The following is a 21,891-nucleotide window of genomic DNA, read 5'->3' on the forward strand; positions in this document are numbered from 1 at the left end:
CCAAAATGTCTGCTCCCTGCATCATCTGCGTTGCCATCACCGGGTCCGTGCCGCGCAAGGCGGACAATCCGGCGGTGCCCGTCACGATTTCCGAGCAGATCGAAAGCACCCACGCCGCATTTGAGGCGGGGGCCAGCATCTGCCATGCCCATGTGCGCAACGACGATGAAACACCCAGTTCCGACCCGGACAAGTTCGCAGCCCTGAAGGAAGGTGTGGAAAAGCACTGTCCCGGCATGATCATCCAGCTTTCAACGGGCGGACGCTCCGGATCGGGCACAGAACGTGGGGGCATGTTGCCCTTGCGCCCCGACATGGCATCGCTGGCCGTGGGCTCGAATAACTTTCCGACCCGCGTCTACGAAAACCCGCCGGACCTTGTGGACTGGCTGGCCTCTGAAATGGTGAAGTATGACGTGAAGCCCGAGATCGAAGCCTTTGATCTCAGTCACATTCTGATGGCAGCGCAGATGCACAAGGCGGGCAAGATTCCGGCCACCCCTTACGTGCAATTCGTCATGGGCGTGAAGAATGCAATGCCTGCTGAACGCTTTGTCTTTGATTTCTATGTGCAGACGGTCGAGCGCCTGTTTCCTGGCGCGCCGTGGTGTGCGGCCGGTATCGGCGCCAACCAGATCGTGCTGAACGAATGGGCCGTGGCCGCCGGAGGGCACGCGCGCACCGGCCTTGAGGACAATGTGCGTTGGGACAAGGCCACATTGGCACCCTCGAACGCCGCCCTTGTCACGCGACTGGCCGGGATCTGTGCCCAGCATGACCGCCCCGTGGCAACACCTGCGCAGGCGCGCAGTATCTTGGGACTGCGCGCGGCCTGATCGCTCAGCCTTTCGATGCAACGCAGTGCTCGCACGCGGTGGACACTGCCCCGCCATTCCGCCAACTTGCACGCAATCAGGGAGGATTTTCACCATGGACATGTCATTCACGTTGCGCCCGGAAAACCGAGAACTGCTGGGCCGCGTGTCGGCCATGATCCGGGACGAGATCATGCCACTGGAGGAAGAATACGCCGCCGAAGTCGGCAAGGGCAACCGCTGGCAATATACCGAGCGCCAGACCGAGATCCTCGAAGGGTTGAAAGCCGGGGCCAAGGCGGCGGGCCTGTGGAACTTCTGGCTGACCGACAGCGACAAGGGTTTTGGCCTGTCCACCGTCGAATATGCCCACTTTGCCGAAGAGATGGGCAAGACGCCGCTGGGCGCCGAAGTGTTCAACTGCTCCGCCCCCGACACCGGCAATATGGAGGTGTTCGAGCGTTACGGCACAGACGCGATGAAGCGTGACTGGCTGGCGCCATTGCTTGAGGGTGAAATCCGCTCTGCGTACCTCATGACCGAACCTGATGTCGCCTCGTCCGATGCCACCAATATCTCGATGTCCTGCGTGCGGGACGGGGATGACTATGTGCTGAACGGCGAAAAATACTGGGCCAGTGGGGCAGGCGATCCGCGCTGCAAGGTCTACATCGTCATGGTCAAAACCCAAGGCGACGAGGCGCCGAAACACAAGCGCCAGTCGATGATCGTCGTGCCCGCAGGCAGCGAGGGGATCGAGGTGCTACGCCCCATGCTGGTCTATGGCCATGACGACGCGCCGCACGGGCATATGCATATCCGGTTCACGGATGTGCGCGTGCCTGCCGAAAACCTGCTGCTGGGCGAGGGGCGGGGTTTTGAGATATCCCAAGGCCGTCTTGGCCCCGGTCGCATCCACCACTGCATGCGGGCGATCGGGCAGGCCGAGGCGGCGCTGGAGTTGATGTGCAAACGATCCCTGTCCAAAGAGGCATTTGGGAAACCGCTGGCGCAACTTGGCGCGAATTATGACATCATCGCCGAGGCACGGATGGAGATCGAGATGGCGCGCCTGCTCTGCCTAAAGGCCGCGTGGATGATGGATCAGGGGGACGCGCGCGCTGCAGCCCCATGGATCAGCCAGATCAAGGTGGTGGCTCCGCGCGTGTCGCTCAAGGTCATCGACGAGGCGGTGCAGATGCATGGCGGGCAGGGGATTTCGCAGGACACACCGCTGGCCCATGCCTGGACCCATCAGCGCACCTTGCGGCTGGCCGACGGGCCGGATGCGGTGCACCGCCGCCAAGTGGCGCGCGCCGAGTTGAGGAAATACACCCAACAGCCGGTTTAATTGCGGGCATAACCAAAAGCGCCAGCTTCGTCCGCCCAAAACGAGGCTGCTCAAGTCCAGACCGCGTCGTTTTGAAGCCGTTCCCGGCCTGCAAAACGCTTGCATGTACGGACCCTAGGGCGGCTAAATGCAAGGATGAAGGATATCGTCCCTGATACGCTGCCCCTGCGCCCCCCGGGCGAGGTCATGCGCCTTGCCCGCATGGGGGCGATGATGCCCACGCGCCTCAGCTTTTTGCGGGTCTTGGTGCGCAGACTGTGTGCGGAACGAGCGGTGATCACGCGTGTCCATTGGGATATGACGCCAGATGGCTACGGACGCGCCGTCTACAGTGTCGATCTGGGCGGACACACCTATTCCCTCGTGGCTATATCGAACGATCTGCCGACGGATCAGCGCAGCGACCGCGTGATCGCGACCGCATGGGATGCTGCATTTGTGCTTTATGATGGCACGCCGAATGTCAGTGAAATCAAGCGCATTGCTGCGCAGGCCCCGCTGCAAGAGGCAGGGCGTTTTGGACCGCGCGATCTGGTCCTGAGCCGCGCCAACAAGTCGGTGCGGATGTGGGATGCGACGGTAGGCGCGCTCAGGGCAGGCAACCAACCAGACGCGGCAATGATCCGCGACATCGGCTATCTGATGCGCACAACGGCCGTCTATGGCAATGGCAAGTTCGGCATCGCAGACCGCCACCTGATCGAAGACCGACCCGGCCTGAGCGGGGCGTTTGCTGCCGAAATGCTGGCCGTTTACCTGATCCGACACTTCACCCTCGATCTGGTGGAGCATGTGGCTGGCGCACCCCTTGATACCCGACTGGCGCGTCATTTCGGGGTGGGCAATGCGACGGGCCTTGGCATGGCGCCGTTCCTTGTCACGCATCCCGTACTTTTCAACAACTGGATGTTGGCGCGCGAAACCGCCTTTGCCCGCGTGCGTGCACTCGATCATCTGAGTGCTGCGCGGCGCGCGCGTATCGAAAGCCTTGCGGATCGCGCCGGGCAGCACATCGCGGAATGGCACGTCCCGGCGGCGGATCACGATGCCACGTTGCGCGACCTTGAACGGGAATGGGCGGCCTTTCGACCCCAATTTGATGCGCTGACGGATGCACAGCCCATCGACGCATTATGGCGCGCGGCACAACGCCAAAGCGTCGCTTTGCAGGAACTGCTGATCGCGCTTCTGATCGAGGCATTTCCCGATGAGGTCGATGGGTTGGCCGACTGTATGGGTGATCCGTTCGGGGCGCTGACCACTCCGTTTTCGGGAACGGATGCGCTGGGGCGTGCCATCGACACGGATTGGCAATGGGCGCTGGAACAGGACTATGCAGATGCCGATGCCTGCCGCCGCTTCTGGTATGTGAGCGAGGCCAAACTCGAACCCCGGTTGGGGGACAGGTTTGCCGAAAGCGGGGCTGAGCTGGAAACCCCCTTGATGTTGCGCGCCGGGTCGTGGCACTGCGCACAAGTTTGCCCGCGCAGGATCGCCCTGTTTCCGCGTTCCTTGCCGATCATCCCGAACATGCCCACGCAGTCACCCGCGTGGCGACATTGGCGCGTTACCCCTACGCCGAAATCCGCGACAACCTGATTGCTGCGACGTGTCGCCCCATTGATATGTTGCGGTGCAAGCTCAGCTTCTTTGGAGCGACAAAGTTTGACCCCAAGTCTGACCTGTGGACCCGGATCACCCTGGCCCAGGGCGCCCCGTTGGGCGATGAACTGTCGCCCGAGACGGATGATTGGTGGTTGCCGGTGCTGGAATGACAGACAGATCATGGACGGAAATTCAGGCTTTGGCCGTCAAGGCGGCGACAGGCGCCAAAGTGCCACCCGCACAGGCATTGGCCTTTGGGGCGATGTTGACGCGCCATCTGGCGGATGGCGGATCAGAGGTGGCGCTGGCACACGTGCTGAATGACCCAAAGGCGATCCTGACCCTCGCCCACCAGATCGAAACGATGATCGAAAACGCGTCTCTGTCCCCCCGTGTGGTCAGCGTGCGGGAAGAGAGTGCAGAGCGGCGCGCCCTGCTGATCAGTTGGCTGGCAAGCCTGCCCTGTCAAGCAGAGATCAGCGCCAGCGACACCCAAGTCCATGCGCGCCTTTCTTTAAGCGACCCGAGCGCGCGTTCCCGTCCCGCCCGTGTGGCCATCGGGTCGGCCCTGTTTGACCAGATGCAAGCACTTGCCGCGCGCACCTATGTGCCCGACAGCGCCACCTCGCGCAGCAGCGGGGCAGGGGCGGGGCTGATGGAACTGGATTAAGTGGGGTCTGAGCCGAACGGATCGTCCGGATAGCCGACACCTGCCAGATACAAGCCAGTTGGTGGACACACCGGTCCACATGCCCCCCGTTCGCGGGCGGCAAGGGCGTCGCGCACCTGATCCGGCTGCCACGATCCAGCCCCCACACGTTCGAGCGTTCCGACAAAGCTGCGCACCTGATTGTGCAGGAAGGACCTCGCGCGCACGTCGAACTGCACTTCGGGGCCATGCGAGCCCTCGATGTGGGTCACATCCAACCGGTCCAGTGTCTTGATGGGACTGTCTGCCTGACAAATTGTCGATCGAAACGTGGTAAAGTCATGCTTGCCGATCAGATGCGCGGCCCCCGCCTGCATCGCCGCGACATCGAGGGTTTGTTTGACGTGCCAGACAAGCCCCTTGAGGTGCGTCGCAGGCGCGCGGCGCACCAGAATGCGGTAAAGGTAGCGCCGTTCGCGGGCAGAAAACCGTGCGTGCCAGTCATCGGCAACTTCGGCGCAGTCCACGATGGCCACAGGCACACGGCGCAGATGGTAATTGAGCGCTTCGGACAGGCGAAACGGGCTCCAGTCTCGCTCCATATCGCAATGTGCGACTTGGGCGAGGGCATGCACACCCGCATCCGTGCGCCCCGCCGCGGCGATCTTGTGCGCGCGCGGCTCTAACTTGGCCAGCGCTGCTTCGATGGCGCCCTGAACCGAAGACTGTTCCGTCTGGCGTTGCCAGCCCACAAACGGCCCCCCGTGATATTCGATTTTGAGCGCATAGCGTGGCATGGCCGCTGCGATAGCCGCAAAGCCGCGCGCGTTCAACGCCTGCTGATCCCGTAATAGCGTCTGAAGCTGCGTACGGGCCGCCCTTCTCTGATTGAATAAATCCCCGCCGGAGCCTCCCGCACGGGCCACGCGCACCACCGGCTCTGGCGATGCGCCCCCGCCCGCCTTATGTAGGGGTGCAATGCCAATGGAGAGTGCCACGTGGTTCTGACGACAATTGCCGACGGGGTACTGGATGTGGCCCAGGGCATCTATGATACCGGGGCCGACCTGCTGGGCGAGCCGACCATACGATTGGGTGTCACGGGCCTGGCACGGTCCGGCAAGACGGTGTTCATCACATCCCTCGTGGCCAACCTGCTGGACCGGGGGCGTATGCCGCATCTGCTGGCGGCGAGCGAAGGGCGCATCCATGCCGCCTACCTGCAGCCGCAACCGGACGACACCGTGCCGCGCTTTGATTACGAGGCGCATATGGGCGCGCTGACCGGGCAGCCGCCGCGCTGGCCCGACAGCACGCGCGCGGTCAGCGAATTGCGCGTCTCGCTGCGGGTGAAGCCCAACGGGTTGCTCGCGGGTCTGCAGGGCCCGCGCACCATTCATCTGGACATCATCGACTACCCCGGCGAATGGCTGCTGGATCTGGCGCTGATGGAACAAAGCTATGACGACTGGTCAGCCGCCACGCTGGCCCGTCTGGAAACCCGCGATGTTGGGGCCGATTATCGCGCAGCCGCTGACGCCGCCGACGGTGCCGCCCGGCTTGACGAAGTGGACGCCAAGGCGTTGGCATCTGCCTTCACCGCCTATCTTCACGCCGCGCGCGGTGCGGGGTTTTACGACTGCACCCCGGGCCGCTTCCTGTTGCCCGGCGATCTCGAAGGCTCGCCTGTGTTGACCTTTGCTCCTTTGCCACCCGGGGACGCCCCGCGCCGGTCTCTGCGCCGCGAAATGGCGCGCCGCTACGAGGCTTACAAATCCCAGGTCGTGCGCCCCTTTTTTCGCGATCACTTTTCGCGGATCGACCGGCAGGTGGTGTTGGTGGATGCCCTTGGCGCAATCCATTCCGGGCCCGCGGCCGTCGAGGATATGCGCGCCGCGATGGCCGACATTCTTGGAGCGTTCAGGCCCGGGCGCAACGCGTTCCTCACCCAGCTTTTTCGCGGCAAACGGGTCGAACGGATCCTTTTTGCGGCCACCAAGGCCGACCACCTGCACCATTCCCAGCACGCCCGCCTCACCGGGATTATGGAGGCGCTGACCCGAGAGGCCCGCGACCGCGCCCGCTTTGCCGGGGCGCAGACGCAGGCGCTGGCGCTTGCCGCCCTGCGCGCCACGACCGAAGACACGATGACCCACGAAGGCGCGCCCTTGGACGTTGTGCGCGGCACCTTACTTGAGACGGGCAAACAGGCGGCCTTTTACCCCGGCGCGCTGCCAGACGATCCCTCCCAAATCCTGTCCCCGGCCAAGGCGGGTGCGGACAAATGGCTGGATGAAGATTACCAGATCATGCGTTTCGCCCCCGCGCCGCTGACCCTGCGCCCCGGCGACGGGCCGCCCCACATGCGCATGGACCGCGCCGCCGAGTTCCTGATCGGAGACCGGTTGTGAGCGCCCCCATCTGCGCCCCGCCCGCAGCACGGATGCAGGCAAGGTTGGTGGCATCCTGTCGGAATTCATCGACACGACAGACTGGATGCCACGCATTCACACCCGCGCAGAAGATATTGGATTTGCAGGATATATGATTGATCAAGGCTGGGTGTGCGTGGCCGAAATCGATACCGGAGTTGCCGGGTTTTCTGCATGTGAAAACGAAGAAGTGCATGCGCTTTACGTGGCTGGGCATGCCCGGCGCGCAGGGATTGGATCGGCTTTGCTTGGTGCATTAAAGAAACAATATAAGCAATTGAATCTGTGGACGTTTCAATCAAATGCAGATGCGCAAGCCTTCTATCTGCACCACGGGTTCGAAATGGTCGAAGAAACAGACGGTGCGCGCAATGACGAAGGGCTGCCCGACATGCGATTTGAGTGGAAAAGGGAGACGTCGTGATGGCGCAAAAAGGCCCCGTTCTGATCGAACTCGACGACCTTGACGCCCCACGCGTCAGCGACGCGCCGCCCGTGCCGGACACTGATCTGCCCGCACCAACCGGGGCCGCAATGCAGATGGCGGCCCGCACGATGGCGCGCAAACCCTCGCGTCTGGCGCGTCTGTTCTGGGCGGTGACCGGGGCCTTGCTGACGGCAGTGCTGAGTGCGGCGGCATGGGATTTCGTGAACGGCTGGATCGAACGCGCGCCGCTTGTCGGCTGGGCCTTTGCAGGGCTCACGGCGGCCTTTGTTCTGATCCTGCTGGCCATTGCGTTGCGTGAACTTGCCGCGCTCAACCGGCTGACCCGCATCGACGGTTTGCGCCATGCCGCCGCGGAGGCGCTTGAAACGCAGGACCTCTCGGCGGCGCGTACAGTCACCGACCGGCTCGTGGCCCTCTACAAGACCCGCCCGGACACCGAATGGGGGCGGTCTCGACTGGCCGAACTGCGTGGTGACCAGATGGATGCTTCTGGTCTGATGGCCTTGGCCGAAGACACGCTGCTGTCGCCACTGGATCGCGCCGCAGAACGTGAGGTCGCCGCGGCTGCCCGGCAGGTTGCGACCGTCACCGCACTGGTGCCGATCGCGCTTGCGGACGTCGCCGCCGCGTTGACGGCCAACCTGCGCATGATCCGGCGCATTGCCGAAGTCTATGGCGGTCGTGGCGGGCTCTTGGGCAGTTGGCGCCTGACACGGGCCGTGATGACGCATCTGGTGGCCACCGGGGCCGTGGCGGTGGGGGATGACATGCTGGAACCGCTGCTTGGCGGCTCCATCCTAGGCAAGCTCTCACGTCGCTTTGGCGAAGGGTTGGTCAACGGAGCGCTGACAGCCCGCGTAGGGGTGGCCGCCATCGAAGTCTGCCGCCCGCTCGCCTTTCAAGCGGGAAAACGCCCCAAGGCCCGCCAACTGGTGAAACAGGCCCTTGGTGGGCTACTTCCTTCATCGACACCCAAGCCACAGGACTGACGCTTATGGAAACCTTCGCCGCCGACCTCAGCACCATGGTCCGCACACCTCTGAGCGATGAGCATGTGGCCGCAATGCGCCGTCATGGTACGATCATCGACGTCAAGCAGGGCGACTGGTTCCAGAAGGCGGGTGAGCGGATCGATACATTCCACTACCTGCTGGACGGCGAAACCGAAGCCATCAACCCCGCAACCGGCAAACGCTATGGCAATGCCACACTGGGACCGGGTCAGTTTTTTGGCGAACTGGCCTTCCTCAATGGCGGGCGCACTCTGATGGGCGCGCGTGCCGTGGTGGACACGCAACTCTTGTGCGTGCCGCGTGAGGACATGCTCAAGCTGATGTCGGACATCCCCGAGATGTCGGATATCATCATCACTGTGTTTGCTGCGCGGCGGCGCCGGATGCTGGAAAACTCCGAAGGGGGTCTGACCCTGATTGGGGGCGAGGTCGACCGGGATGTCCGCCGGATCGCAAGTTTCGCCGCGCGCAACCGCATTCCCTTTGTCGAAGTCGAGATCGATAGCGATGAGGGGGCCAATCTCGCCAACCAGTGCCGGATCAGTCGCGCCCATCCCGCCGTTGTTCTGGCCAAGCATCAGGTGATCGATCCGCCGACCCCGCGCGGTGTTGCGCAGGCACTTGGGCTGGATCTGGCCTTGCGAAAGGAAGACGTGTTCGATGTCGCCATCGTGGGCGGTGGTCCCGCAGGCGTGGCCGCGGGCGTTTACGCAGGGGCCGAGGGGCTGTGCGCCGTCGTGCTGGAGGACCTTGCCATCGGCGGGCAGGCGGGCACGTCCTCACGGATCGAAAACTACATGGGCTTTCCGACCGGCATTTCGGGCGGTGACCTTGTGGGGCGGGGCGAAGTGCAGGCGATGAAGTTCGGCACCCGCTTTGCCATGCCAGTGCGCGCGCGCCATCTTGAGCAATGTGAAAAGCACCTGTTCCATGTCCAGCTCGACAATGACGACTGGGTGTCGGCGCGTGCGCTGATCGTGGCCACGGGCGTGCAATACCGGCGCATGGATCTGGAAAACCTCGAAGCGCTTGAGGGCAGCGGGGTCTATTATGCGGCCACGGATGTCGAGGCGCGCTATTGCAAAGGCGCCGAAGTCGCCGTCATTGGCGGCGGCAACTCGGCGGGGCAGGCAGCGATGTTCCTTGCCCGCACGGCGCGCCATGTGCATGTGCTTGTGCGCGGCGACAGCCTGTCCTCGTCCATGTCGGACTACCTTTTGCAACGGCTTGAAAGCCACCCGGCGATCACCATCCATCTGTGCACCAGCGTGACCGAACTGCACGGTGATGAGCTGCTTGAGGGGGTGACGGTGGAAAACAGCGCCGACAGCACGCAACGGCGCATCGACACCAAGGCGCTGTTCGTGATGGTCGGGGCGGCCCCGAACACGGGTTGGCTGTCCGGTCTGGTCGATCTTGATGACCGCGGGTTTGTGCGCACCGGGCCGGAAGTTGGCGGCGGATCGCAATTCGAAACCTCGCGCCCGGGCGTCTTTGCCGTGGGCGACGTGCGCGCGGGGTCCGTCAAACGGGTGGCCAGTGCCGTGGGCGAAGGATCGGTGGTGATGTCTGCCGTCTGGGGTCATATCAACGACTGAAGCCGGCATGCCTGCGGCCAATTCGGTGCGCGAAGTACAGTCAGGAATTCCTTGCCTTTTGCGCGCCCCTCCACGTCCTTAGATTGACAGCGAAGTCGCAAAGGATGGATCATGGAAGCGATTGCGGTGCTGCTGGGCCTTGTGGTCCTCGCGATTCCTGTGGGTGTGATCTATCTGCTTGTGGCGCAGTCGGGCCTGCGCAGCCGCATCACCACGCTTGAGGCAGACATTGCGCGGCTGATGGCGGATCAGGGGGATGCGAAACCCTCAGCCGCCGCAGATACCAAGCCTGCCGTAGTCCCGGACACAGCGTCCAAGGCCGCTGTACCTGCCACTAAAACCAACAAACCCTCTGAACCGGCGGCAGCGCGTGTGATCGCCGCGCGCAAGGCGGCGGAACCAGAACAGGTCAAGTCGGGACCAAGCCGTGCGCAAATTGCGATGACGTGGTTAGCAACCAACTGGTTTTACGTGGTGTCAGCCCTGTCTCTGGCCCTCGCCGGGCTGTTCCTTGTGCAATACGGCGTCGAAAACGGCCTCTTTCCGCCGGTCGCGCGCGTCGTAGCGGCGCTTGGCTTTGGTGCAGCCCTGATTGGCGCGGGCGAAGTGATCCGCCGCCGCTATGGCGACGGGCCAGACAGCGCCACGGCCTACATCCCGTCCGTGTTTTCCGGGGCGGGACTTGTGTCGCTGTTCGGAGCGGTGGCGGCCGCCCGCCTGATGTATGACTTGATCGGTGTCGAGGTTGCCTTTGCCGGTATGGCGGCAGTGGGGTTGTTGGGCGTTGCCCTTGGCTGGTTGCACGGGCCCCTGTTGACCACCGTCGGCGTGGTTGGTGCATTCACTGCACCGCTGTTGGTGGGCAGCACCGTTCCGCCGACAAACTGGCTGTACCTCTATTTTGGCGTCATCACGGCAGTTGGATTGGGCGTCGACACACTGCGCCGCTGGGCGTGGGTGTCTGGGCTGAGCGTGGCGTTGGGCTTTGGCATGGGCTGGCTCACCCTCGAAGGGGGCGGTGCAGTCCTTTCGGTCGGGTTTCAGGTCTACGTCATCGCGATTGCAGCCCTTGCCATCCTGATACCGGCACGCGGGATTTGGCCGGATCATGAGGGGCTACTTGTCACGCAATGGGTCAGGCAACCGACCGGTCCACGCCCCGGATTCCCTACAGCGCTTGCGGCTGCGACCGTGGCGCTGGCGACGGCGGGCGTGGTCTGGGCCAGTGTCGTCGGGGGGGCCCCGTTCTGGCCGGGCATTGTGGCGCTTGTCGTGCTGTTCGTTGCCCTTGCTGTTTGGTCGCTGTCAGGACCGGCCTTGCAGGACCTCGCAGTCATGCCGGGTGTCGGTGTGATCGGGCTTGTCGGGTGGGAAGGGGAGACAGCAGGCACCGTTTTGCGCGCCTTTCGCGACACCTATGCCGAAACCAGCGAGGCGGATTTTCCGCTGACCGTCACGATCCTGTGCGCCATCGGCTTTGGATTGAGCGCGGTTGCAGCCGGACGCGCCTTGCGCCCCGGCTTTGGCCTGTTCTGGGCGCTTGGGGCGGCGCTGGTCGCGGCTGCGCTCGCCATCGCCATCGAGGTGACATGGCACCCGTCGGATGTGATCGGAGCCTACCCCTGGGCGCTGCATGCCATGGTGCTGTCTGCTGCGATGGTTGTCTTTGCCCTGCGCTTTGCCCGCGTTGACGGGGCGGACAGAACGCGCGCGTCGCTGTTTGTCCTGTCGGCCCTTGCGTCGATCAGTTTTGCCTTTGTGCTGATCCTGTCCTCGGCTGCATTGACGGTTGCGCTGGCTGTGACTGTGCTGGTGGCCGCCCTGCTGGATAGGCGGTTCGATTTGCCGCTGATGCAGGTGATGATCACCGTCGGCGTCGTGGCCGTGGGTGCGCGCCTCATCGCGGATCCGGGTCTGCCTTGGGCGCTCGATGCCCCGGTGTGGGAGATTTTGCTGGCCTACGGCAGTGCGCTTGCCGCCTTTGTCGCATCGCTTTGGGTTTTGCGGGGCAAATCCCGCGTGACGGCGCAATTGATGCTCGACACTGCGGCATGGTCAACGGCGGGCACGCTCGTTTCCCTGTTGCTGTTCCGCGCGCTGGAGCGGATGACGGGCGTCGATCACAACGCCACCCATTGGGCGATGGGCCTTTATGCGACGATCTGGCTGGGCTTGATGACCGCGCAATTGCTGCGCTTGCAGGAACTTGGCGGTCTGATGAGCCTTGTGCGGGCTGTGCTGGCGGGCCTCTTCGGTCTTGTCGGACTAGGCGCGCTTGCCCTTGGCCTCACTGTCTTTTCACCGATCCTGACGGATTGGGGCGGTAATGTTGCGGGTCCGCCTGTTCTCAATACGCTGCTGGTGGCCTACCTTTTGCCCGCACTGGTTCTAGCGATGGCCGCATGGCGGGTGCGTTTTCACTGGCTGCGGCTTGGGCTTTTTGGCGCTGCACTGGCGCTGGCCAGCTTTTGGGCCTTTGTCGCCATCCGCCATCTGTGGCAGGGGGCGTCGGGGATGGAGCTTTATCACGGCTTCCTGCAGCCAGAGCTTTACAGCTACACCGTTGCCTTGCTCGCCGTTGGTGCGGCGGTGTTCTATCAGTCACTTGCGCGGTCATCCACGATCCTGCGTCGCGCCGGGCTGGCGGTGATCGGGCTGGCTGTGGCAAAGGTGTTCCTGATCGACATTTCCGGGCTGGAGGGGCTGACCCGCGTGCTGTCTCTGGTGGTGCTGGGCCTGTCGCTGGCGGCACTTGCATGGCTAAACCGTTGGGCACAGGGCCGCGTCGCACCGCAATGAGCGCGCAGGCGCGCTATCCGAGGCTCTGCCTCGCGCTCCGGGATTTTTTCAATCAGCGAAGCAGGGGACTTGTGGAGCCGCGCGCGCCCGCATAGTAAGCGGCGCATGTCGCATGTGATCCGTATTGCACGAATTATATCCCCGGCGCTCTGAGCGATCTGCCCGAGCCGCCGGACAAAGGTGCTTGAGCTTATCGCACCGCCCATGCCATTCCTCGCCCGAAACGATCTATGAAGGACGCCATCCATGTGCGCCGACACACCCGAGTATAAACACACCCTGAACCTGCCCCGCACCGCATTTCCCATGCGCGCGGGCCTGCCCAAACGCGAGCCCGAATGGCTGGAGCGTTGGGCGCGGATCGGGGTTTATGACCGCCTGCGGGAGAAGGAGGGGCGCCAGCCTTTCACGCTGCATGACGGTCCTCCTTACGCCAATGGGCATCTGCATATCGGCCACGCGCTGAACAAGACGATCAAGGACATGATCGTGCGCAGCCATCAGATGATGGGGTTTGATGCCCGCTATATCCCCGGCTGGGACTGTCACGGTCTGCCCATCGAGTGGAAGATCGAGGAACAGTACCGCAAGAAGGGTCGCGACAAGGACGATGTGCCGATCAACGAATTCCGCGCGGAATGCCGCGAGTTTGCCGCCGGTTGGGTCGACATCCAACGCGAGGAGTTCAAACGGTTGGGGATCACAGGCAACTGGGCCGATCCGTATCTGACGATGGATTTTCATGCCGAGCGGGTGATTGCCGAGGAGTTCATGAAATTCCTGATGAATGGCACGCTCTATCAGGGCTCGAAGCCCGTGATGTGGTCGCCTGTGGAGCAGACTGCATTGGCTGAGGCGGAGGTCGAATATCACGACAAGGAGAGCTTCACCATCTGGGTGAAGTTCAAGGTTGTGGGCACGGGCGATGCGACGCTCGACAGTGCGCAAGTGGTGATCTGGACCACGACGCCCTGGACGATGCCGTCCAACAAGGCGGTCGTTTACGGCGAGGGTATCTCTTACGGTCTTTACGAGGTCATCGGCCGCCCGGAGGAATGCTGGGCCCGCATTGGCGAGCGCTACATCCTTGCCGACAATCTGGCGGCAGACGTGCTGGGCCGCGCGCGTCTGGATGAAACGATGTATCGTCGCCTGTGCGATGTGACCAACGACGATCTGGCCAAGATCACGCTGACCCACCCGTTGAAAGGTGCCGAGGGCGCAGAGGGGCAGTGGGACGACATCCGCGACTTCCGCGCCGCCGACTTCGTGACCGACACCGAAGGCACCGGTTTCGTGCACTGCGCCCCCTCTCACGGCCTTGAGGAATACGAGCTTTACCGTGATCTCGGCATGCTCGAACAGGTCATCACCTACAACGTGAACCCAGATGGGCGTTTCCGCGACGACCTGCCGTTCTTTGGCGGCAAGGCGATCCTGAAACCCAATGGGAAAGAGGGCAACGCCAACGCGGCCATCATCGACAAACTCGCCGAGGTCGGTGGGCTGCTGGCGCGCGGCAAGATCAAGCACAGCTATCCCCATTCCTGGCGCTCCAAAGCGCCGGTGATCTACCGCAATACGCCGCAATGGTTTGCCGCTATCGACAAACCGGTCGGTGATGGGCTGGACACGCATGGCAAGACCATCCGTGAACGCGCGCTGACCGAAATCGACAACGTGAACTGGACGCCCAAGTCAGGGCGCAACCGCCTGCATTCGATGATGGAGGCGCGGCCGGACTGGGTGCTGTCGCGTCAGCGTGCATGGGGCGTGCCGCTCACCTGTTTCACCAAGAAGGGCGCGCTGCCCACGGATGACGATTTCCTGCTGCGCAACCCGCAGGTCAACCGGCGCATCACTTCGACTTTTGAGGCCGAAGGGGCGGATGCGTGGTATGACGAGGACGCCAAGCAACGCTTCCTCGAAGGGATCGTGAACCCGGACGACTATGATCAGGTGATTGATATTCTGGATGTGTGGTTTGATTCCGGCTCCACTCACGCATTTACCCTGCGCGACCGTGCAGACGGAACCGAAGACGGGATCGCGGACGTCTATATGGAGGGCACCGATCAGCACCGGGGCTGGTTCCACTCGTCCCTGCTGCAATCGGTCGGTACCACGGGCCGCGCGCCTTATCGCAACGTGGTCACGCATGGGTTCACGCTGGATGAAAAGGGCATGAAGATGTCCAAATCCATCGGCAACACCATCGTGCCGCAACAGGTCGTGGACCAGTACGGAGCCGACATCCTGCGGCTTTGGGTGGCGCAGACGGATTACACCGCCGACCAACGGATCGGGCCGGAAATCCTGAAAGGGGTCGCCGACAGCTACCGCCGCTTGCGCAATACGATGCGCTATATGCTGGGTTCGCTGACCGACTTCACTGATGCGGACCGGGTCGAACCCGCCGACATGCCCGAACTGGAACAGTTGATCCTGCACCGCCTTGCCGAGCTCGACCAGATCGTGCGCGAAGGCTATGCCGCCTTCGATTTCCAGCGTGTGTTCTCGGCTGTGTTCACCTTTGCGACGGTCGATCTGTCGGCCTTCTATTTCGACATCCGCAAGGACGCGCTTTATTGCGATGGAGACACCGTGCAGCGACGCGCAGCACGTACGGTTCTGGACCTGCTGTTCCACCGGTTGACCACATGGCTGGCCCCGGTCCTCGTGTTCACGATGGAGGAGGTCTGGCTTGAGCGGTACCCGGGTGAGGACAGCTCCGTGCATCTCACGGACATGCCAGACACCCCTGCGGCATGGCGCAATGACACGCTGGCGCAGAAATGGGCAGGCATCCGCGCGGCACGTCGTGTGGTCACGGCAGCCCTCGAAATCCAGCGTACCGAAAAGGTGATTGGCGCATCGCTTGAGGCGGGCCCGGTGGTCCATGTCGAGGATGAAAACCTTGCCGAGGCGCTGCGCAGCGTGCCTTTCAACGATATCTGCATCACGTCGGAAATCGCTGTGACCACCGATCCAAGCCCGGCAGAGGCCTTCCGCCTTCCTGAAACGCCCGGCATCGGTGTCGTCTTCGAAAAGGCCAGCGGTGAAAAATGCGCCCGCTGCTGGAAGGTGCTGCCGGATGTGGGCACCCACGCTCATTCCGGTGTCTGCGGACGGTGCGATGAAGCGCTGAGCTAGGCGGAGGACACCTCCGCCTTACATGTGCACCATGATGGATGACGCAGCGATCGAAAGGGCCATTCTGGAAGCCGTATCTGTGCGCGGAGCGGGCAAAACGATCTGCCCCTCCGAAGTGGCGCGCGCGCTGGCCGCAGACTGGCGCGCCCTGATGCCGCAGGTGCGTGCTGTTGCAGGCCATCTTGCCCGCTCCGGCGACATAATCGTGACGCAAAAGGGCGCGCCTGTTGCGCTTGAAACAGCGCGGGGACCAATCCGGCTTGGACTGCCATCCGACTGACTGGTCCGCCTTCTCTGATTGAAAAAATCCCGGGGGAGATGTTCCCGGGGGTAGAGCCCCCCGAACTCTATTTGAAAAATGTCGTCGCGCAGTGGGTTTGGGATCAGGAGCCGCTCAATAGAAACTTTGTGGGTCGATATCGACGGCGAGACGCAAATCCCCCTTCATCCGCACTTGCGACACCCACTGTGCAATCGCGCCCTGAAGCGCCACGCCCTTGCCAGCCTTGACCAGCAGGCGCACACGGTGGCGCCCCTGATCCGCGCGATAGGGGCGGGGGCAGGGCCAAAGACCTGCGCGCCGATGCGGGTCAGCGGTGCCGGATTGCGCGCCAGCGCATTGGCTGCATCAAACACCTGCGCCACGTCTGGACCACTCAGGATGATCCCCGCCATGCGCCCATATGGGGGCACGCCCGCCGCCTCGCGCTCGGCGGCCTCGGCGCGCCAGAATCCTTCCTCGTCACCTGCCAGAATGGCGCGGATGACGGGATGTTCTGGCTGGAACGTCTGCAGCAGGGCCGTGCCGGGTTTTTCTGCCCGACCGGCACGTCCCGCCACCTGCCGCATCAACTGGAACGTCCGTTCTGCCGCGCGCAGATCCGAGCCTTGCAGGCCCAGATCGGCATCAATGACACCTACCAGCGTAAGATTGGGAAAGTTGTGCCCCTTGGCCACAAGCTGCGTGCCGATCACCACATCCGCACCCCCGGCGGCGATGCTTTCGATCTCGGCCTTGAGGGCGCGGGCCGAGCCGTACATGTCCGAACTCAGCACCGCGACCCGGGCATCGGGAAACAGTCGCACCGCCTCTTCGCCCAGCCTCTCAACGCCGGGGCCGACAGGCGCCATCCGGTCCTCTGCCTCGCAGGAGGGGCAGGTGGTGGGCATCGGTTTTGTTTCGCCGCATTGGTGGCACATCAACCGCTTAAGGAAGCGGTGTTCCACCATGCGCGCGTCACACTGATCGCAACCCACCTGATGGCCGCAGGCGCGGCAAAGTGTGATCGGGGCATAGCCGCGCCGATTCAGGAACAGCATGGCCTGTTCGCCCGCCGCAAGGCGCTTGTCCACCTCATTCTTCAGCGTATCAGACACCCACCGATCGGACGGCAATGTCTCGGCCCGCATGTCCAGGGCCTTCATGGTGGGCATCACGGCAGGGCCGAACCGCGCCTCAAGATCCAGCCGCGTGTACTTGCCGCTTTCTGCATTCGCCCGGGATTCGAGCGACGGCGTGGCCGAGGACAATACCACCTGCGCCCCGAGCAGCGAGGCGCGCAGCACGGCCATGTCGCGCGCGTTATACAGCACCCCGTCTTCCTGTTTGTAGGATGTGTCGTGTTCCTCATCCACGACGATCAGGCCAAGGTTCTGATAGGGCAGAAACAGGGCCGAGCGCGCGCCGATCACCAGTTGTGCCTGCCCTTGACCGACCATGCGCCAGATGCGGCGGCGCTCGGTCATGGTGGCACCCGAATGCCATTCGGCCGGGCGCGCGCCAAAGCGGACTTCGACCCGTTTCAGGAATTCTGCCGTCAGCGCGATCTCGGGCAGCAACACCAACGCCTGTCGACCTGCGCGCAGGCAGGCGGCGACGGCTTCAAGGTAGACCTCGGTCTTGCCGGATCCCGTGACCCCGCGCAGCAAAGTGGTTCCATAGGTGCCAGCGCGCACGGCATCTGCAACATGGGTTGCTGCGCGCGCCTGATCTTCAGTCAGCTCCTTGCCGGGCAGGCTCGGGTCGAGCGGAGGGTAGGGCAGATCGCGTGGGCTGTCCTCTTCTGCGACCGCGCCCTGTTTGACGAGGCCCTTGATCACCGATGAGGTCACGCCGGACAGTTCCGCAAGTTCTTTCAGCGTGAAGGACAGGTCGCCATATTCGCCGAGGAATTCGATCACGCGGCGACGCGCGTCGGTCATCCGGTCAGGTTCGTTCGGGCCACGCCGGTACACATTGCGCATCGAGGGGGGATCGCCCAGACCCGGCGCGCGGGTGGCAAGGCGCAGCATGGCAGGCATCGGGGTCAGCGTGTAGGCGGCCGCCTTTTCCAGAAAGCTGCGCATTTCGGCGCGCATCGGGGCGGCATCCAGCACGCGCAACACTGCGCGGACCTTGGCGTAATCGTAATCCCCCTTGCCCGGGCCCCAGACGACGCCCAGCACCTTGCGTGGACCCAACGGCACCTCGACAAAAGCGCCCAGATGGCATCCGCCTTCGGGTGCTTTGTAATCCAGTGCGCGGTCCAGCGGCTGCGTGGTCAGCACAGCGACCAACGCACCTTCGTCGAAGAACGATGGGCTCATCTGAGATGCCGCTTTATGTGGGGTTTCGACTTCACCCGCCATGAGGTAAACGCTGGATCAGAAAACGCCAAGCCATCAAGAGAGGCCGCACATGAAATTCTTTGTAGACACCGCCGAGATCGACGCCATCGCCGAGCTGAACGATCTGGGCATGGTTGACGGGGTCACCACGAACCCCTCGCTGATCCTGAAGTCGGGGCGCGACATCCTCGAAGTGACAAAAGAGATCTGTGATCTGGTCGATGGCCCGGTCAGCGCCGAAGTGGTCGCACTTGAATCCGATGCCATGATTGCCGAAGGCCGCAAGCTGGCAGAAATCGCCGACAATATCACCATCAAGCTGCCCCTGACCTGGGATGGCCTGAAGGCCTGCAAAGTGCTGTCGGGTGACGGGCACATGATCAACGTCACGCTGTGCTTTTCCGCCAATCAGGCGCTGCTGGCGGCAAAGGCGGGCGCGACATTCATCTCGCCCTTCATCGGGCGGCTTGATGACATTCACATCGATGGTCTGGAGCTGATCGAAGACATCCGCACGATTTATGACAACTACGGGTTTGAAACCGAAATCCTCGCGGCCTCCATCCGGTCAGTCAATCATGTGCAGGATTGCGCGCGGATCGGGGCCGACGTGATCACTGCCCCCCCGGATGTGATCAAGAAACTGGCGAGCCATCCGCTGACCAATGCGGGCCTTGAACAGTTCATGAAAGACTGGGCGAAGACGGGTCAGAAAATCCTGTAATAACAGGTTATTCCGACCCGCCGTCACCACGCGGTCAGCGCTTGAAACCAGGGGGCCACCGCCTGGTTCAACACCGTGAGTGGTCGCTGACGTTGTGCGTGTTCTGGCCTTCCGTATCCACCAACGGTTGAACAATTTCATGGGGAGAACGACGCGGTCGTTCCCCGTCTCTGACGTCAAAGCGCAACAGCCCGCGCAAAGCACAAAATTTTTCCCATGTGAGGGCAGATTTCGCAGGCGTGCTGTGCTACACCCCTGAAAATAAAAATGAGCATGGTATGAGCAGCCAACCTGATATTGATGACGCCTTGCGTGAGGCGATCATTTCCCGTCCTGACGTGATTCTGGACGACAATGATCTGATGCACGCCCTGATTGCCGCCAATGACCGATCCATGGGCGGCAACATTGTCGATCTGCGCGGACTTGCGATGGAACGCCTTGAAGCGCGCCTTGATCGGCTTGAAGATACGCACCGTTCAGTGATCGCCGCAGCCTATGAGAACCTTGCGGGCACCAATCAGGTCCACCGTGCCATCCTGCGCATGCTCGACCCGTTAGAGTTCGAAACCTTTCTGCGCGATCTGGGCGGCGAAGTGGCTGAGATCCTGCGCGTGGATGCGGTCAAACTGGTGCTCGAATCCGTGCAGAACGACAACGATCCGGCCGTCAAACGCCTTGGTGACGTGCTGAGCGTGGCAGAACCCGGGTTTATCGACTGCTACCTGACCCAAGGGCGCGGCGGTGCGGTGCGCCAGGTCACATTGCGTCAGGTGCAAGAGGCTGATCCGGCCATTTACGGCGATGCCGGTGACTGGATCCGGTCCGAGGCGTGCCTGAAACTGGATTTCGGCGACGCCCGTCTGCCCGGCCTTTTGGTGTTTGGCGCGGAAGATCCCCACATGTTTGGACCGCAACAGGGCACTGATCTTCTTGCCTTTTTCACGGGTGTTTTTGAACGCGCCATGCGGCGCTGGCTGGGATGAGCCTGATTTCCCCTGCCGCGCGTGACGCGCTGGAACGGTTTCTGGCGCATCAGCAAAGCATCAAGGGGGCCGCAGAAAACACGACATTGGCCTATGGGCGGGACATCACCGAATTTCTGGCCTTCATGACTGAACATTCCGGACAAACGCAAGGTTTGGCGGCACTGGCGCGGATCAGCACGCAAGACATGCGGGCATGGATGGCACGCACCCGTGGCGGCGGCGTTGGTGCGCGATCGCTTGCGCGCAAGCTGTCCGCGGTCAAGGCGTTCTACAAATGGCTCGCACAGCGTGAGGGGTTCGAACCGACCGCCGTGCTGTCGACGCGCGCGCCGAAATTCACCAAGAAACTGCCGCGACCGGTGTCCGAAGAGGCGGCGCGCGATCTGCTCGACATCGCGTCCCTGCAGTCGGACAAACCCTGGGTCGGGTTGCGGGATACGGCGGTGCTGACCCTGCTTTGGGGATGCGGTCTGCGTATTTCCGAAGCACTGGGGCTGCTTGGCCGCGACGCGCCCCTGCCAGAGGTGATGCGGATCACGGGCAAGGGCGGCAAAGAGCGGATTGTGCCGGTCATCGACACCGCGCGCGATGCGGTCGATGCTTATGTCAGGGCCTGCCCATATGGCGTTCAGGATGACGCGCCCCTGTTTCGCGCCATTCGCGGCGGTGCGCTGGCCCCGCGTGCAATCCAGAAGGTCATGGCGCAGGGCCGAATGCAACTCGGGTTGCCAGCCTCGGCCACGCCACACGCCATGCGCCACAGCTTTGCGACCCATTTGCTGAACGCCGGTGGCGATCTGCGCGCGATTCAGGAACTGCTGGGCCATGCATCCCTGTCGACGACACAGGCCTACACGGCGGTTGATACCGTACGGTTGATGGATGTGTACGCCCGTGCGCATCCCAAAGCGTAAGGGACTGATCCTGTTGCCTGACCACGCCCGACATGACGCCACGACGCATGGGTTTAGCATTTGCAACCCAAGGCGCGATAGATCATGACGGTTTCATGACTGCTCGGTTCCGCGCCCTCTTTGTTCACCTGTTTACCGCGACGGGTGCGGTGTTTGCGATGCTCGCGATGCTGGCTGCTGTGGATGCCAAGTGGGACTTGATGTTCGTATGGCTCGTGGTAGCCTTTGCAGTTGACGGGATCGACGGCCCGCTGGCGCGCAAATACAATGTCAAAACCAACGCGCCGGAATTCGATGGCGTCTTGCTGGACCTGATCATCGACTACCTCACTTACGTGTTTATTCCGGCCTTTGCCCTGTTCAAATCGGGGCTGATGGATGGCTGGACCGGCTGGGTCGCGATCATCCTCATCACCTTTGCATCGGCGCTCTATTTTGCCGACACGCGTATGAAAACCAAAGACAATTCCTTTTCCGGGTTTCCCGGCTGCTGGAATATGGTTGTGCTCGTGATCTTCGCGCTTGAGCCGAATTTCTGGGTATCGCTGGCGCTGGTCAGCGTGCTGGCCGTGGGCATGTTCCTGCCGCTGAAATTCGTGCATCCGGTCCGCACGGAACGCTGGCGGATGTTGACCCTGCCTATCGCACTGGCATGGACATTCTTTGCAGGCTGGGCGGCGTGGGTCGATTTTTATCCGGACAGCTGGGCGCACTGGGGTCTGGTTCTGACATCCCTGTATCTGGTGTTTGCGGGCATCGCCCAGCAACTGATTCCGCAGCGATAGGGCCTGCGG

The 21,891-nt window shown here is 62.8% G+C and carries 17 protein-coding genes and 1 pseudogene; 16 read left to right on the forward strand and 2 right to left on the reverse strand.

Annotated elements, in window-relative coordinates; translation table 11 throughout:
* Positions 1-5: 5 nt before the first annotated feature.
* From ACERZ8_RS11315 to ACERZ8_RS11335, 5 genes are all read left to right on the forward strand, one after another.
* On the forward strand, positions 6-836 hold the full coding sequence (locus tag ACERZ8_RS11315) for a BKACE family enzyme (protein ID WP_407592293.1): 831 nt from the start codon (positions 6-8) through the stop codon (positions 834-836).
* Between the two features lie 94 nt (positions 837-930).
* Positions 931-2,166 (forward strand): acyl-CoA dehydrogenase family protein, encoded by a 1,236-nt coding sequence (locus ACERZ8_RS11320; protein WP_407592294.1) that lies wholly within the window; start codon positions 931-933, stop codon positions 2,164-2,166.
* A gap of 135 nt (positions 2,167-2,301) precedes the next feature.
* Complete coding sequence (locus tag ACERZ8_RS11325; RefSeq protein WP_407592295.1) at positions 2,302-3,765, forward strand: hypothetical protein; 1,464 nt, start codon at positions 2,302-2,304, stop codon at positions 3,763-3,765.
* Positions 3,726-3,941, forward strand: a complete 216-nt coding sequence (locus tag ACERZ8_RS11330; RefSeq protein ID WP_407592296.1) for a hypothetical protein — start codon at positions 3,726-3,728, stop codon at positions 3,939-3,941. The genes ACERZ8_RS11325 and ACERZ8_RS11330 overlap by 40 nt, the downstream gene beginning before the upstream one ends.
* Positions 3,938-4,441 carry a hypothetical protein gene (locus ACERZ8_RS11335; RefSeq protein WP_407592297.1) on the forward strand — a complete coding sequence of 168 codons (504 nt, stop codon included), beginning with the start codon at positions 3,938-3,940 and terminating at the stop codon, positions 4,439-4,441. Before ACERZ8_RS11330 ends, ACERZ8_RS11335 begins: the two co-directional genes overlap by 4 nt.
* On the opposite strand, the gene truA is transcribed toward ACERZ8_RS11335, so the two are convergent.
* Complete coding sequence (truA, locus tag ACERZ8_RS11340) at positions 4,438-5,217, reverse strand: tRNA pseudouridine(38-40) synthase TruA (RefSeq protein ID WP_407592298.1); 780 nt, start codon at positions 5,215-5,217, stop codon at positions 4,438-4,440. The two genes, ACERZ8_RS11335 and truA, sit on opposite strands and share 4 nt — an antisense overlap.
* Positions 5,218-5,418: 201 nt before the next feature.
* Between truA and ACERZ8_RS11345 the strand changes: the two genes are divergently transcribed.
* The 7 genes from ACERZ8_RS11345 to ACERZ8_RS11375 all read left to right on the forward strand — a co-directional run bounded on the left by ACERZ8_RS11345 (position 5,419) and on the right by ACERZ8_RS11375 (position 16,143).
* Positions 5,419-6,831: a YcjX family GTP-binding protein gene (locus ACERZ8_RS11345; RefSeq protein ID WP_407592299.1), complete on the forward strand. Its 1,413-nt coding sequence runs from the start codon at positions 5,419-5,421 to the stop codon at positions 6,829-6,831.
* A gap of 85 nt (positions 6,832-6,916) precedes the next feature.
* Positions 6,917-7,276: a GNAT family N-acetyltransferase gene (locus tag ACERZ8_RS11350; protein WP_407592300.1), complete on the forward strand. Its 360-nt coding sequence runs from the start codon at positions 6,917-6,919 to the stop codon at positions 7,274-7,276.
* The gene (locus ACERZ8_RS11355; protein ID WP_407592301.1) at positions 7,276-8,289 is read left to right on the forward strand and encodes a YcjF family protein; all 1,014 of its coding nucleotides are present in this window, start codon (positions 7,276-7,278) and stop codon (positions 8,287-8,289) included. The genes ACERZ8_RS11350 and ACERZ8_RS11355 overlap by 1 nt, the downstream gene beginning before the upstream one ends.
* 5 nt (positions 8,290-8,294) lie before the next feature.
* Positions 8,295-9,911: an FAD-dependent oxidoreductase gene (locus ACERZ8_RS11360; protein ID WP_407592302.1), complete on the forward strand. Its 1,617-nt coding sequence runs from the start codon at positions 8,295-8,297 to the stop codon at positions 9,909-9,911.
* Between the two features lie 111 nt (positions 9,912-10,022).
* Entirely contained in the window at positions 10,023-12,710 is a 2,688-nt protein-coding gene (locus tag ACERZ8_RS11365) for a DUF2339 domain-containing protein (RefSeq protein WP_407592303.1), read from the forward strand.
* A gap of 246 nt (positions 12,711-12,956) precedes the next feature.
* A complete protein-coding gene (ileS, locus tag ACERZ8_RS11370) occupies positions 12,957-15,863 on the forward strand; it encodes an isoleucine--tRNA ligase (protein WP_407592304.1) in 2,907 nt (968 codons plus the stop codon).
* Positions 15,864-15,894: 31 nt separating this feature from the next.
* Positions 15,895-16,143 (forward strand): DUF3253 domain-containing protein, encoded by a 249-nt coding sequence (locus ACERZ8_RS11375; protein WP_407592305.1) that lies wholly within the window; start codon positions 15,895-15,897, stop codon positions 16,141-16,143.
* 114 nt (positions 16,144-16,257) lie between these two features.
* Here ACERZ8_RS11375 and ACERZ8_RS11380 read toward each other — a convergent pair.
* A pseudogene (locus tag ACERZ8_RS11380) lies at positions 16,258-18,449 on the reverse strand (primosomal protein N').
* A 91-nt stretch (positions 18,450-18,540) separates the two neighbouring features.
* On the opposite strand from ACERZ8_RS11380, the gene fsa reads away from it, so the two are divergent.
* From fsa to ACERZ8_RS11400, 4 genes are all read left to right on the forward strand, one after another.
* On the forward strand, positions 18,541-19,194 hold the full coding sequence (gene fsa, locus ACERZ8_RS11385) for a fructose-6-phosphate aldolase (protein WP_407592306.1): 654 nt from the start codon (positions 18,541-18,543) through the stop codon (positions 19,192-19,194).
* Positions 19,195-19,472: 278 nt separating this feature from the next.
* Positions 19,473-20,180, forward strand: coding sequence for a DUF484 family protein (locus tag ACERZ8_RS11390; protein ID WP_407592307.1), 708 nt, complete (start codon positions 19,473-19,475; stop codon positions 20,178-20,180).
* Positions 20,177-21,097 (forward strand): tyrosine recombinase XerC, encoded by a 921-nt coding sequence (locus ACERZ8_RS11395; RefSeq protein WP_407592308.1) that lies wholly within the window; start codon positions 20,177-20,179, stop codon positions 21,095-21,097. The genes ACERZ8_RS11390 and ACERZ8_RS11395 overlap by 4 nt, the downstream gene beginning before the upstream one ends.
* 95 nt (positions 21,098-21,192) lie before the next feature.
* On the forward strand, positions 21,193-21,882 hold the full coding sequence (locus tag ACERZ8_RS11400) for a CDP-alcohol phosphatidyltransferase family protein (protein WP_407592309.1): 690 nt from the start codon (positions 21,193-21,195) through the stop codon (positions 21,880-21,882).
* Positions 21,883-21,891 lie beyond the last annotated feature (9 nt).

The organism is Tateyamaria armeniaca, assembly GCF_045797845.1.
Classification (GTDB): domain Bacteria; phylum Pseudomonadota; class Alphaproteobacteria; order Rhodobacterales; family Rhodobacteraceae; genus Tateyamaria; species Tateyamaria armeniaca.